The organism is Streptomyces sp. NPDC014991, assembly GCF_043080665.1.
GTDB lineage: Bacteria > Actinomycetota > Actinomycetes > Streptomycetales > Streptomycetaceae > Streptomyces.
The window spans coordinates 1-12,726 of sequence record NZ_JBIBVY010000009.1 but is presented as its reverse complement, the minus strand read 5'-3'; the positions used below and the strand labels follow the sequence as shown (position 1 = coordinate 12,726).

The following is a 12,726-nucleotide window of genomic DNA, read 5'->3' as shown; positions in this document are numbered from 1 at the left end:
AACCATCCGACACACTTGTGCGTCCGTACATCAGTACGGAATCAAGGGAGTGTGAACCGCGGTACGGGGAGGACGACGAGTGGACAGTGGTGCGATACGCCGGCGACTGGCGTTCGGCGCGGCCGTGCTGGCCGTGTCCGGGGCGCTCACCCTCTCGGTGACGGGAACCGCGCAGGCCGCCCCGGGCGGCGGTGGCTGCGCCGGGCACGAGGTGCGGACCCTGCCGTTCAGAACCGGCGTCACCCACGTCTACAAGCACGACGGCTACGTCTGCGCCGTCACCGTCGCCCGGCACCCCGGCGCCGCGCAGGCGATGTCGGTCAGCGTGCAGGCCCGCGGCAACCGTCCGGTCGTCGACCGGGGCCGCTACCGGTACCACGCCGGCCCGGTGACCGTGCACGCCGGCCACCGCTGCGTCTGGATCAAGGGGGCGGTGGACCGGTACACGGTCAGCTCCGGCTGGATCCTGTGCTGAACGCCTGAGCGGAGCCGCGCAATTACCCCTGGTGTGACGGCAGTTGCTGGGATAGCTTCCGGCGCACATCTGTCTCACAGGGGAGAGTACGCATGCGCAAGGCGCTCAGATGGCTGCTGGCGCTCACAGTGCTCATAGGCACACTGAGCACGGCGGCCGGGGCGGCCACCGCCGCCGAGCCCGAGCCCACCGACATCAAGGACCGGCTGCTGTCGATACCCGGCATGAGCCTGGTCCAGGAGAAGCCGTACCCCGGCTACCGCTACTTCGTCCTGAACTACACCCAGCCGGTCGACCACCGCCACCCCGGCCGCGGCACCTTCCAGCAGCGGATCACCGTGCTGCACAAGGACACCAGCCGCCCCACGGTCTTCTACACCAGCGGCTACAACGTCTCCACGACCCCCTCGCGCCGCGAACCCACCCAGATCGTGGACGGCAACCAGGTCTCCCTGGAATACCGCTTCTTCACCCCGTCCCGCCCCGAGCCGGCCGACTGGACCAAGCTCGACATCTGGCAGGCGGCGAGCGACCAGCACCGCGTCCACCAGGCCCTCAAAGCGGTCTACTCCGCCAACTGGCTGGCCACGGGCGGCTCCAAGGGCGGCATGACGGCCACCTACTACGAGCGGTTCTACCCGCGCGACATGGACGGCGTGGTGGCCTACGTCGCCCCCGACGACGTCGTCGACAAGGAGGATTCGGCGTACGACCGCTTCTTCACCCACGTCGGGACCAAGGAGTGCCGGGACCGGCTGAACGCCGTCCAGCGGGAGGCACTGGTGCGCCGCGAGCCGCTGGAGAAGCGGTACGCCCGGTACGCCGCCGACAACGGCTACACCTTCGGCACCATCGGCAGCCTGGACAGGGCGTACGAGGCCGTCGTCCTCGACTACGTGTGGGGCTTCTGGCAGTACAGCCTGCTCAAGGACTGCGACACCGTCCCGGCGGACGCGGCCACCGCGAGCGACGACGCCATCTGGGACTCGGTCGACGCCATCTCCGGATTCTCCGCCTACACCGACCAGGGCCTCCAGACGTACACGCCGTACTACTACCAGGCGGGCACGCAGCTGGGCGCGCCGACCATCCACTTCCCGTACCTCGGAAAGCACCTGGTCCACTACGGCTACCAGCCGCCGCGCAACCTCGTGCCCCGTTCCATCCCGATGCGTTTCCAGCCGCGGGCCATGCGGGACGTGGACACCTGGGTACGGCACCACGCCACGCACATGCTCTTCGTCTACGGCCAGAACGACCCCTGGGGAGCGGAGCGCTTCCGGCTCGGCGCGGGCGCCCGTGACTCCTACGTCTTCGAGGCGCCCGGCCTGAACCACGGCGCGAACGTGGCGGGCCTGGTCCCCGACCGGAAGAACCTCGCCACCGCCCGGATCCTGGACTGGGCGGGCCTCCCGCCGGCCACCGTGGCCCGGGCCGAGCCGCTCGCCCCGTACGACGCACGGCTGGACGCCCGGGACACGGAGCGGGAACCCGCACTGCGTCCCTGAACGACCCGGCGGGCCGGCCGCTAGTAGGTCAGCCCGTGTCCGATCGGGTACAGCACCCGCGCCGGGTCGTCCGCCCGCTGCACCGGTACCGGCAGCTTCCCGCGCGGTGCCACCCGGCCGGCGATCACCCGTGCGGCGGCGCGCAGTTCGACGTCCGTCCAGCAGTACGTGGCCAGGCAGGCCCGGACGGAAGGGAACTGCGCGACGTCGTACGGGTTGCGGACCGCCACCACGGCCACCGGCTTCCCGGTCGCCAGCAGACGGTCCACCAGGGTCCGCTGGCTGCTGGACGCCGTCACGTTGTACGTGGCCACGACCACCGCGTCCGCGTCCCGCGCTGCCGTGACCGCCTCGTTGACGGCAGCGGCGGAGGGCGCGGTGCCCGTGGACAGGGCCGTGGCGGTGAAGCCCAGTCCGGTGAGGGCGGCGGCCAGGACGCCGGTGGGCGGCCCGGTGGTGCCGGACGGGGACGCCGGGTCGGCGCCGACGACGAGGAGCCGGTGTTCGCTGCGTCGGTCGAAGGGCAGGGTGCCGTCCTCGTTGACCAGCAGCGTGGTGCCACGTTCGGCGATGCGGTCGGCGGCGGCCAGGTGCGCCCGGGTCCCCACCGTGCGCCCGACCCCTGCCCGGTCGGCGTAGGGGTGCTCGAAGAGCCCGAGCCGGGCCTTCAGGCGCAGGATGCGCAGGATCGACTCGTCCAGGCGGGCCTCGGTCAGCTCGCCCTCGCGCACGGCCCTCAGCACCGCGTGCCACGCCACGTCCAGCGACGGCGGGTTGAGCAGCTGGTCGACACCGGCCTTGAGCGCGAGCACCGGCACCCGGTCGTCGCCGTACTTGGTGCGGACGCCCTCCATGCCCAGCGAGTCGGTGATCACCACCCCGTCGTAACCGAGTTCGCCGCGCAGGATGCCGGTGACGATCGGACGGGACAGGGTCGCCGGGTCCCCGGAGTCGTCCAGGGCCGGGAACTGGATGTGCGCGGTCATGACCGAGTCGATGCCCGCCCGGATCGCGGCCCGGAACGGCACCGCGTCCAGCCGCTCCCACAGCTCCCGGCTGTGCGTGATGACCGGGAAGCCGTAGTGACTGTCGACTGCCGTGTCCCCGTGGCCCGGGAAGTGCTTGGCGGTCGCCGCGACCCGTGCCGCCTGATAGCCCCTCACCTCGGCGGCGACCAGTGCGGCCACCGCCTCGGGGTCGGCGCCGAAGGAACGGACGCCGATGACCGGGTTGGCCGGGTTGACGTTCACGTCGGCGTCGGGGGAGTAGTCCTGGTTGACGCCCATCGCGCGCAGCTCGGTGCCGGAGATCCGGCCGAGCGTGCGGGCGTCGGCGCGGGAGCCGCCCGCGCCGACCGCCATCGCGCCCGGGAACAGGGTGGCCGGCCTGCCGATCCGGCAGACGGCGCCGTGCTCCTGGTCGGTGGCGATGAGCGCCGGCAGTCCGCGCGGCTGCTCCAGGCAGGCCCGCTGGATGCCGTCGGACAGGTCCGCGATCTGATGCGGGTCGCGGGTGTTGTGCGCCCAGGTGAAGTAGATGATGCCGCCGACGCGGTAGGTGGCGATCAGCTCGGCGGCGGTGCGGACGCCGATCTCCTTGAGGTTGGCGTCGGCGTCGGCCTTGTCGGGGGCGGTGGCGGAGTGGCCGTAGACCCGCATCACGAACAGCTGGCCGACCTTCTCCTCCAGCGTCATCCGGGAGATCAGGGCGCGCAGCCGCCGGTCGTGGACGGCGGAGTGGGCGGCGGCCCGGGCGGTCGCCGGGACGGTGAGACCGGCCGTGAGGCCGGCGGTGGCGGCGAGGACGGCGCGTCTCGACGGCCGTGCGGTGCTTCCCGTGCTTCCCGTGCTGGTGTCGTGCACGTGCGCTCCTTCCAGAGGAGAACCGCTGAAGGAAACTTCCGAGGAGTCACCAATATCCGGGAAGTTTCTTTCCGTCAAGGGAATGCACAGTAACCACGCCGAGGCCGCCGCCGGCGCATTCCGGCGGCGCGTCCAGCTCCTGGACATCGCGTGACCGCACCCCGGACGAGCCGTCATCATGCGGCCATGCCCGCAGTCGACATCCCCGGTTCCAAGTCCATCACCGCCCGCGCGCTCTTCCTCGCCGCAGCCGCCGACGGCGTCACCACACTGGTCCGGCCGTTGCGCTCCGACGACACCGAGGGCTTCTCCGAAGGCCTGACCCGGCTCGGCTACCGGGTCGGACGCACCCCCGACACCTGGCAGATCGACGGCCGTCCGCAGGGACCGGCGCGTGCCGAGGCCGACGTCTTCTGCCGCGACGGCGCCACCACCGCCCGCTTCCTGCCCACCCTGGCCGCCGCCGGACACGGCACCTACCGCTTCGACGCCTCCCCGCAGATGCGCCGCCGCCCCCTCGGCCCGCTCACCCGCGCCCTGCGCGACCTCGGCGTCGACCTGCGGCACGAAGGGGCCGAGGGCCACCATCCGCTCACCGTGCACGCGGCCGGCGTCGAGGGCGGCGAGGTCTCGCTGGACGCCGGCCAGTCCTCCCAGTACCTCACCGCGCTGCTCCTGCTGGGCCCGCTGACCCGCACCGGCCTGCGCATCCGGGTGACCGACCTGGTGTCGGCGCCGTACGTGGAGATCACCCTCGCGATGATGCGGGCGTTCGGCGCCGACGTCACCCGGGACGGCACGGTGTACGACGTCCCGCCCGGCGGCTACCGGGCCACCACCTACGCCGTCGAACCCGACGCCTCCACCGCGAGCTACTTCTTCGCCGCGGCGGCCGTCACCCCGGGCCGCGAGATCACCGTGCCCGGCCTCGGCGCGGACGCCCTCCAGGGCGACCTGCGCTTCGTGGACGTGCTGCGGCGGATGGGCGCGCAGGTGACCGTCGCGAAGGACCGCACGACCGTGCGCGGCACGGGAGAGCTGCGCGGGCTCACGGTGAACATGCGGGACATCTCCGACACCATGCCGACGCTGGCCGCGATCGCGCCGTTCGCCTCCGGGCCGGTCCGCATCGAGGACGTCGCCAACACGCGGGTGAAGGAGTGCGACCGCCTGGAGGCCTGCGCGGACAACCTGCGGCGGCTCGGCGTGCACGTGGTGACCGGCCCCGACTGGATCGAGATCCGGCCCGGCACGCCCACGCCCGGCGTCGAGATCAAGTCCTTCGGCGACCACCGCATCGTCATGTCGTTCGCCGTCACCGCCCTGCGCACCCCCGGCCTGACGTACGACGACCCCGGCTGCGTGCGCAAGACGTTCCCCGGTTTCCACGACGCGTTCGCGACGCTGCCCGCCGTCGGCTGACGCCCCCGCGAAGGCCCCCGGAAGAGAGGACCGCCGCCATGCCCCCCGCTCGTACCTGATCCTGCACGGCTGGCAGAACCACCGCCCGCGGGCGCACTGGCAGCACTGGCTCGCCGACCGGCTCACCGCGCTCGGCCACCGGGTCGTCTACCCGGCACTGCCCGATCCGGACGACCCCGGCCTAGCCGTGTGGCTCGGTGAACTCGCCCGGCACCTGGAGGAGCTGGACGGCACGGGAGAGCGGGTCGTGCTGGCGCACAGCGCGTCCGCCCTGCTGTGGCTGCACGCCGCCGCCCGGGGCATGAAGCAGCTCCGGTACGCCGACCGGGTGCTGCTCGTCGCGCCGCCGTCCGGGTCCGTCGCCGCCCGGCATCCGGAGATCGCGGAGTTCGCCCCGCCCGCCCTCGACTTCACGCTCCCCGGGCCGGCACGGCTGGTCGCGGGCGACGACGACCCCTACTGTCCCGAAGGCGCGGGCCGCCTCTTCGCCGGCCCGCTCGGCATCCCCGCCGACATCCTGCCGGGCGCCGCCCACCTCGACCTGGACGCCGGATACGGCCCCTGGCCGGCCGTACTGGACTGGTGCGTCAACAGCACCACACCCCTCACCCCACGCCCACCGACCGCCGCGTGAGCCACCCACGCCCACCGGCCGACGCGTGAGGCATCCACCCCCGCCGACCGACGCGTTGAGGCCCCCACGCCCCGCGGCCGACGCGTGAGGCATCCACGCCCCGCGGCCGGAACCCGAGGTCCACGGCCGCACGGACCCGAACACCGGCCACGGACACCGGCTCAGGGGCCACGGACACCGGCTCATGCCCGACGCACACCGGTCACGGGCCATGGACACCGGTCATCGGCCGCCAGGGCACCCGACCGCGCGCCCCGCGTCCGCCGGACGACGGCTGAGGCGTCCGGACCGCAGCCGGGGCGTGCGGTCTACGCCGCCTCGCCCAGCAGCCGCGTCAGGTGGTCGCGGCCCGCGTCCAGCAGTCCGGCGAGCGGGGCGGCCTCCTCGTGCCAGCGCTTCTCGTACTCCCAGCACAGCCAGCCGTCCCAGCCGTGCCGGGTGAGGACGTCCACGCACTCGGTGAGCGGCAGCACACCCGCGCCGAGCGGCAGCGGGGCGGTGTCCTCGGCCGAGGAGATGTCCTTCACCTGCACGTATCCCAGGTGCGGGGCGAGGGCCGCGTAGGTCTCGGCCGGCTGCTCGCCGCCCAGCCAGGTGTGCATCACGTCCCACACCGCGCCCACCTGCCGGTGTCCGACCGGGCCGAGGATCCGGATCGCGTCGGCGCCGGTGCGGTGCGAGTCGTGGGTCTCCAGCAGGATCCGGACGCCGAGCGCGGCGGCGTCCTCCGCGGCGGTGCCGAGCCGCCGGGCGGCGATCGCGTCGGACTCCTCGCGGGGCTGCTCCGCGGCGGCGCCGGGGAGGACGCGGGCGTAGGGCGCGCCGAGGTCGTGGGCCAGACGGAGCAGTCCGCGGATCTCCTCCAGCACGGGGGCGTCGTCGCCGGGGGCGGCCACGCGGGCGTACCCGGCGATCCCGAGCACCTCGATCCCGGCGTCCCGGAACCGGGCCGCGGTCTCGGCGCGGCCCGCCGGGGAGAGACCCGGATGCACCGGTTCCTCCGGGTGGGCGCGCAGTTCGACCCCGTGGTAGCCGTGGGCGCTCGCGAGCGCCAGGACCTCCGGGACGGGCAGACCGGGGACACCGAGAGTGGAGAACGCCAGCTTCATGGTCACGGAACGTACCCCCCAGCCGCCGGGCTCATGCCCCACGCCTCGCACGGACCGGGGGTGCCGGTCAGCCCTGCGGCCCCCGTGCCGGCCGGAACACGTTGACCTGGGCGCCGGTCTTCGCGGTGACCGAAGACACCAGCTCCCAGGTCCGCAGCGCCCCGTCCGCCGGGAAGATCGACTTTCCGCCGCCGAGCATCACGGGCATGACCACGAGCCGCAGCTCGTCCACCAGGTCCGCCTCGATCAGGGCGCGCACCAGCGTCGGACTGCCCATCATCGCCACGTCGCCACCGTCGGCGGCCCGGAGTTCGCGCACCTTGTCCAAGGCCTGCGCCCCCGGCACGCGCACGGTGTTGTCCCAGGTGAGCTCCTCGTCACCGAGGGTGTCCGAGACGACGTACTTGCGCAGGGAGTTCAGCCGGTCGGCGAAGGGGTCCCCGGCCCGCTCCGGCCAGGCGGCGGCCATCGTCCGGTAGGTACGCCGCCCGTACAGCAGTGCCTCGGCCTTCTCCAGGCCCGCGGCGAAGGCCCCGCCGAGGACCTCCGGGTCGAAGAACGGATGCGACCAGCCGCCGTGCGTGAACCCTCCGTCGGTGTCCTCCTCGGGCCCGCCGGGGGCCTGCACGACTCCGTCGAGGCTGATGAACTCGGTGACGACGACACGCATGGGGGTGCTCCCGTTCCTGTTTTCCGGTCCGTACGCCGGTGCAGACCGATGGCCGCCGCGAAACTCATCGCCCGGGCGGGCCGCCGTTGCCGCGCCGGTGGACGGTCATGGCGGCGACGGCGCCCGTCGCCGGCGACACGGTTGCCCCGCGCGCGGCAGGATCACCGTACTCGCCGGCGCGACGAGGACCGTGCCACCGTTCGACCACCGCCCGCCGCACGGCCGGTCACGCGGCGAGGAGGCCCGGCCCGCGGGTCGCGCGGCACCGCACGCCCGGCGCCCGCCGCGCGGCCCGCGTACGGCCGGACGCACGACCCACCCGTACGCCCGCCGCGACGCCCGTCGTAGCCCCCACCGCGCTCAGGACGTCCGCGGCACCCCGGTGGAGCCCCGCACCATCAACTCCCCCCGTACGGAGGCGATACCGCCGGGCGGTGGTTCCTCGCGGCCCATCGCGACGCGGCCCGCCCGGGCCCCGGCCTCCGCCAGCGGCAGTCGGACCGTGGTCAGTGCGGGCACCGTGTCGACGCTGAACGGCAGGTCGTCGAAGCCGGCGACCGAGACGTCACCGGGGATGCGCAGGCCGGATTCGCGCAGGGCGGCGCAGGCGCCCAGGGCGACGGAGTCGTTCGCGGCCACGACTGCCGTCAGGGAGGGGTCGCGGCGCAGCAGCTCCAGCGTGGCCTCGTAACCGGACCGGCGGTCGTAGCGGCCGTACACCGTCCGGTGCGGGTCGTCCTCGATGCCGGCCGCCGTCAGGGCCGCGCGGTGGCCCTCCAGGCGGTGCCGGGTGGTGGTGCGCTCCTGGGGGCCGGCGATGTAGCCGAGCCGGCGGTGGCCGAGGCCGACGAGGTGGTCGGTCAGCGCGCGGGCCCCGCCCCGGTTGTCGAAGGTCAGCGCGATGGCCTTGGCGTCGGGTGCCGGCGGGCGCCCGCACAGCACCACCCGGGTCCCGGCGTCCGCCAGCTTCCGCAGTTTCGCCGCGACCGCCGCCGCGTGCGGCGCCTTCTCCACGGCTCCGCCGGTCAGCACGACGGCCGCGGCGCGCTGCCGCTGGAGCAGGGTCAGGTAGGTCAGTTCGCGTTCCGGGGAGCCGCCCGTGTTGCAGACGACCGCGAGCCGTTCGCCGCCGGCCCGTCCGCCGGGTCCGCCGATCTCGGCCTGGATCGCGCCGGCCATGATCCCGAAGAAGGGGTCGGCGATGTCGTTGACGAGGATGCCGACCAGGTCGGAGGTGGCCGCGGCGAGCGCGCTGGCGGGCCCGTTGAGGACGTAGTCCAGTTCGTCCACGGCGCGCAGCACCCGCTCGCGCGTGGAGGCGGCCACCGGGTAGTTGCCGTTCAGCACGCGCGACACCGTCGCTGGGGAGACCTGGGCGCGGGCCGCCACGTCCGCCAGGGTCACCGTCATCTCGTCGTCCTCCGGTCGCGCATGTTGTCGTACGCCCTCGTAGACATCCAGGCAGAAGTCCTGGTTCCGAGCAGACCCTAAGGCCAGGGACCCCGATTGTTCGCCCCCTCGAACGACTCGAAGCGGACACGGTCTTGTACGGACCACGTCCAGGGGCTAGCTTCTCTGCGTAGAAAGCGCTTGCTGCAAGGGTCCGGGCAGGGGCTTGCCGTACTGATCGGGGCGCGCGGCGCCCACGGAGAGGACTGACGTGACACGCAAGACGGTGCGTATCGCCATGAACGGCGTGACCGGGCGCATGGGCTACCGCCAGCACCTCGTCCGGTCGATACTCGCCCTGCGCGAACAGGGCGGCCTCGACCTCGGCGACGGCACCGTGCTCTGGCCCGAGCCCGTTCTGCTCGGCCGCCGCGAGCACGCCCTGCAGGAGATCGCCGCCCGGCACGGCCTCACCGAGGTCTCCACCGACGTCGACGCCGTCCTCGCCGACCCGTCCGTCGACATCTACTTCGACTCCCAGGTCACCTCCGCCCGCGAAGAGGCCCTCAGGAAGGCGATCGCCGCCGGCAAGCACGTCTACACCGAGAAGCCCACCGCCACCGGCCTGGACGGCGCCCTCGAACTCGCCCGTCTCGCCCATGCCCGGGGCATCCGGCACGGCGTCGTCCAGGACAAGATCTTCCTGCCGGGCCTGCGGAAGCTGAAGCGGCTCATCGACGGCGGCTTCTTCGGCCGTGTCCTCTCCGTCCGCGGCGAGTTCGGCTACTGGGTCTTCGAGGGCGACTGGCAGCCGGCCCAGCGCCCCTCCTGGAACTACCGGGCCGAGGACGGCGGCGGCATCGTCGTCGACATGTTCCCGCACTGGGAGTACGTCCTGCACGAGCTGTTCGGCCGGGTGAGGTCCGTCCAGGCCCTGGCCACCACCCACATCCCGCAGCGCTGGGACGAACAGGGCAAGCCGTACGACGCCACCGCCGACGACGCCGCCTACGGCGTCTTCGAACTCGAGGGCGGCGCCGTCGCCCAGATCAACTCCTCCTGGGCGGTCCGCGTCCACCGCGACGAACTGGTCGAGTTCCAGGTCGACGGCACCGAGGGCTCGGCCGTGGCCGGCCTGCGCACCTGCCGCGTGCAGCACCGCAGCGCCACCCCCAAACCCGTCTGGAACCCGGACATCCCCGCCACCGAGGTCTTCCGCGACCAGTGGCAGGAGGTCCCCGACAACACCGAGTTCGACAACGGCTTCAAGGCGCAGTGGGAGCTGTTCCTCAAGCACGTCTACGCCGACGCCCCCTACCACTGGGACCTCCTGGCCGGCGCCCGCGGCGTCCAGCTCGCCGAACTGGGCCTGAGGTCCTCCGCCGAGGGCCGCCGCATCGACGTACCGGAGGTCTCCCTGTGACCGTCCGGCTTCCCGGCGCCCACGGGCGGCTGCGGACGTACGAGCCGCGCACCGAACCCCTCGCCGTCACCCCCGGCACCCCCTTCACCTCCCGTACGGTCTTCTCCGCGGCCCACGTCGTCGCCGACCCGTACGCGGACGTCTCGCCCGACGCGCCCGCCGCCGTCGACTGGGACGCCACCCTCGCCTTCCGCCGCCACCTGTGGTCCCACGGCCTCGGTGTCGCCGAGGCCATGGACACCGCCCAGCGCGGCATGGGCCTGGACTGGGCGGGCGCTGCCGAGCTGATCCGCCGGTCGGCGGCGGAGGCGAAGGCGGTCGGCGGCCGCATCGCCTGCGGAGCCGGCACCGACCAGATCACCGGCGGCTCCCTCGCCGGCATCCGCGCGGCCTACGAGGAACAGCTCGCCGTGGTCGAGGACGCGGGCGCCCAGGTCATCCTCATGGCGTCCAGGGCGCTGGCCGCGACCGCCACCGGCCCCGAGGACTACCTGGAGGTGTACGGCCACCTCCTGCGCCAGTCCGCCGAGCCGGTCGTGCTGCACTGGCTGGGCCCGATGTTCGACCCGGCGCTGGAGGGCTACTGGGGCGCCGCGGACCTCGACGCGGCCACCGGCACCTTCCTGGAGGTGATCGCGGCCCACCCCGACAAGGTCGACGGCGTCAAGGTCTCCCTGCTCGACGCGCGGCGCGAGACGGACCTGCGGCGCAGGCTGCCGCACGGCGTGCGCTGCTACACCGGCGACGACTTCCACTACCCCGAGCTGATCGCGGGCGACGGCCAGGGCTTCAGCCACGCCCTGCTGGGCGTCTTCGACCCACTGGGCCCGCTGGCCGCACAGGCCGTACGGGTACTGGACACGGGGGACGTGGCCGGCTTCCGCGCGCTCCTCGACCCCACGGTCGAGCTGTCCCGGCACCTCTTCCAGCCCCCCACCCGCTTCTACAAGACGGGCGTCGTCCTCCTCGCCTGGCTCGCGGGCCACCAGTCCCACTTCACGATGGTCGGCGGACTCCAGTCGGCCCGCTCCCTCCCGCACCTCGCCCGCGCCTACGAACTCGCGGACGCACTCGGTCTGTTCCCGGACCCGGGGCTCGCCGAGGAGCGCATGAAGACCCTCCTTTCCGTGTACGGGGTGGACCAGTGAGTACGACGGGCGGCCTGGAACGCTTCTCGATCAACCAGATGACCGTGAAGCAGCTGTCCCTTCCCGGCCTCGCCGCCGCCTGCGCGCAGGCGGGCGTCTCCCGGGTGGGCCTGTGGCGGGAGCCGGTCCAGGCGTACGGCGTCGAGGCGGCGGCCGAGCTGGTGCGCGACGCCGGTCTGACGGTGACGACCCTGTGCCGGGGCGGCTTCCTCACCGCGATCGATCCGGCGGGCCGCGCGGCGGCCCTGGCCGACAACCGCCGGGCGGTCGAGGAAGCCGCCACCCTCGGCACCGACACCCTGGTGCTGGTCTGCGGCGGTCTTCCGGCCGGCTCCAGGGACCTGCACGGCGCCCGGGAGCGGATCGCCGACGCCCTGGCGGAACTCGGCCCGTACGCCGAGGACCACGGCGTACGGCTCGCCATCGAGCCCCTGCACCCGATGTACGCCGCCGACCGCTGCGTGGTCTCCACCCTCGCCCAGGCCCTCGACCTCGCCGAACGCTTCCCCGCCCACCAGGTCGGGGTGGCCGTGGACACGTACCACGTCTGGTGGGACGACCAGGCGCCCGCGCAGATCGCCCGGGCGGGCGCGGCGGGCCGCATCCACGCCTTCCAGCTCGCCGACTGGACCACCCCCCTCCCCGAGGGCGTCCTCAACGGCCGCGGCCAGCTCGGCGACGGCGCGATCGACATGCGCGAGTGGCTGGGCCACGTGGAGGCCGCCGGCTACACCGGCCCGATCGAGGTCGAACTCTTCAACGACGGCCTGTGGGCCCGGGACGGCCGGAAGGTGCTGGCGGAGACGGCGAGGCGGTTCGCGGAACGGGTGATGGGCTAGGTGTGTTGTCCCGGGACGTTGGTGACACGCGGGCTGGGTGCTTGAACAGGTGAGGGCCTTCTGGGTTCGGTGTGGATTGCGACATCTGCACCAACGCTCAGGAGGCCCTCGTGTCCCACCGTAATGCCCCGCTGACGCCGACCGGCAGGCTCCGTCTGGCCCGGTGTGTCGTGGACGACGGCTGGCCGCTGCGGCGGGCCGCGGAACGCTTCCAGGTCAGCCACACCACCGCCGCCCGCTGGGCGAG

At 73.4% G+C, this 12,726-nt stretch carries 11 protein-coding genes and 1 pseudogene; 8 read left to right on the top strand and 4 right to left on the bottom strand.

All coding sequences use genetic code 11. The features are described from left to right. The first annotated feature begins 79 nt into the window (after nucleotides 1-79). Together ACF1BE_RS16125 and ACF1BE_RS16120 are read left to right on the top strand one after the other, a co-directional pair. Entirely contained in the window at nucleotides 80-475 is a 396-nt protein-coding gene (locus ACF1BE_RS16125; RefSeq protein WP_392199658.1) for a hypothetical protein, read from the top strand. A 92-nt stretch (nucleotides 476-567) separates the two neighbouring features. After that, nucleotides 568-1,983: a S28 family serine protease gene (locus tag ACF1BE_RS16120; protein WP_392199657.1), complete on the top strand. Its 1,416-nt coding sequence runs from the start codon at nucleotides 568-570 to the stop codon at nucleotides 1,981-1,983. 20 nt (nucleotides 1,984-2,003) lie between these two features. Here ACF1BE_RS16120 and ACF1BE_RS16115 read toward each other — a convergent pair whose 3' ends face one another. After that, nucleotides 2,004-3,845, bottom strand: a complete 1,842-nt coding sequence (locus ACF1BE_RS16115; protein ID WP_392199656.1) for a glycoside hydrolase family 3 protein — start codon at nucleotides 3,843-3,845, stop codon at nucleotides 2,004-2,006. A gap of 186 nt (nucleotides 3,846-4,031) precedes the next feature. On the opposite strand from ACF1BE_RS16115, the gene aroA reads away from it, so the two are divergent. Together aroA and ACF1BE_RS16105 are read left to right on the top strand one after the other, a co-directional pair. Beyond that, nucleotides 4,032-5,267: a 3-phosphoshikimate 1-carboxyvinyltransferase gene (aroA, locus tag ACF1BE_RS16110; RefSeq protein WP_392199655.1), complete on the top strand. Its 1,236-nt coding sequence runs from the start codon at nucleotides 4,032-4,034 to the stop codon at nucleotides 5,265-5,267. Between the two features lie 55 nt (nucleotides 5,268-5,322). Next, complete coding sequence (locus ACF1BE_RS16105) at nucleotides 5,323-5,901, top strand: RBBP9/YdeN family alpha/beta hydrolase (RefSeq protein ID WP_392199868.1); 579 nt, start codon at nucleotides 5,323-5,325, stop codon at nucleotides 5,899-5,901. Between the two features lie 308 nt (nucleotides 5,902-6,209). On the opposite strand, the gene ACF1BE_RS16100 is transcribed toward ACF1BE_RS16105, so the two are convergent. The 3 genes from ACF1BE_RS16100 to ACF1BE_RS16090 all read right to left on the bottom strand — a co-directional run bounded on the left by ACF1BE_RS16100 (nucleotide 6,210) and on the right by ACF1BE_RS16090 (nucleotide 9,090). After that, a complete protein-coding gene (locus tag ACF1BE_RS16100; RefSeq protein ID WP_392199867.1) occupies nucleotides 6,210-7,010 on the bottom strand; it encodes a sugar phosphate isomerase/epimerase family protein in 801 nt (266 codons plus the stop codon). Between the two features lie 67 nt (nucleotides 7,011-7,077). After that, the gene (locus ACF1BE_RS16095) at nucleotides 7,078-7,680 is read right to left on the bottom strand and encodes a dihydrofolate reductase family protein (RefSeq protein WP_392199654.1); all 603 of its coding nucleotides are present in this window, start codon (nucleotides 7,678-7,680) and stop codon (nucleotides 7,078-7,080) included. A gap of 360 nt (nucleotides 7,681-8,040) precedes the next feature. Then, a complete protein-coding gene (locus ACF1BE_RS16090) occupies nucleotides 8,041-9,090 on the bottom strand; it encodes a LacI family DNA-binding transcriptional regulator (RefSeq protein ID WP_392199653.1) in 1,050 nt (349 codons plus the stop codon). A gap of 250 nt (nucleotides 9,091-9,340) precedes the next feature. On the opposite strand from ACF1BE_RS16090, the gene ACF1BE_RS16085 reads away from it, so the two are divergent. The 4 genes and pseudogenes from ACF1BE_RS16085 to ACF1BE_RS16070 all read left to right on the top strand — a co-directional run. Next, entirely contained in the window at nucleotides 9,341-10,492 is a 1,152-nt protein-coding gene (locus tag ACF1BE_RS16085) for a Gfo/Idh/MocA family protein (RefSeq protein WP_392199652.1), read from the top strand. Then, on the top strand, nucleotides 10,489-11,640 hold the full coding sequence (locus tag ACF1BE_RS16080) for a dihydrodipicolinate synthase family protein (RefSeq protein WP_392199651.1): 1,152 nt from the start codon (nucleotides 10,489-10,491) through the stop codon (nucleotides 11,638-11,640). Before ACF1BE_RS16085 ends, ACF1BE_RS16080 begins: the two co-directional genes overlap by 4 nt. 38 nt (nucleotides 11,641-11,678) lie before the next feature. Beyond that, a complete protein-coding gene (locus tag ACF1BE_RS16075) occupies nucleotides 11,679-12,479 on the top strand; it encodes a sugar phosphate isomerase/epimerase family protein (RefSeq protein ID WP_392199866.1) in 801 nt (266 codons plus the stop codon). Between the two features lie 110 nt (nucleotides 12,480-12,589). Next, nucleotides 12,590-12,726, top strand: a pseudogene (locus ACF1BE_RS16070) (IS481 family transposase); the annotation flags it as partial.

Bases quoted from the DNA above. Each gene is read 5' to 3' on its own strand.
- ACF1BE_RS16100 (WP_392199867.1), bottom strand. From the start codon at position 7,010: ATGAAGCTGGCGTTCTCCACTCTCGGTGTCCCCGGTCTGCCCGTCCCG.
- ACF1BE_RS16120 (WP_392199657.1), top strand. From the start codon at position 568: ATGCGCAAGGCGCTCAGATGGCTGCTGGCGCTCACAGTGCTCATAGGC.
- aroA (WP_392199655.1), top strand. From the start codon at position 4,032: ATGCCCGCAGTCGACATCCCCGGTTCCAAGTCCATCACCGCCCGCGCG.
- ACF1BE_RS16075 (WP_392199866.1), top strand. From the start codon at position 11,679: ATGACCGTGAAGCAGCTGTCCCTTCCCGGCCTCGCCGCCGCCTGCGCG.
- ACF1BE_RS16090 (WP_392199653.1), bottom strand. From the start codon at position 9,090: ATGACGGTGACCCTGGCGGACGTGGCGGCCCGCGCCCAGGTCTCCCCA.
- ACF1BE_RS16095 (WP_392199654.1), bottom strand. From the start codon at position 7,680: ATGCGTGTCGTCGTCACCGAGTTCATCAGCCTCGACGGAGTCGTGCAG.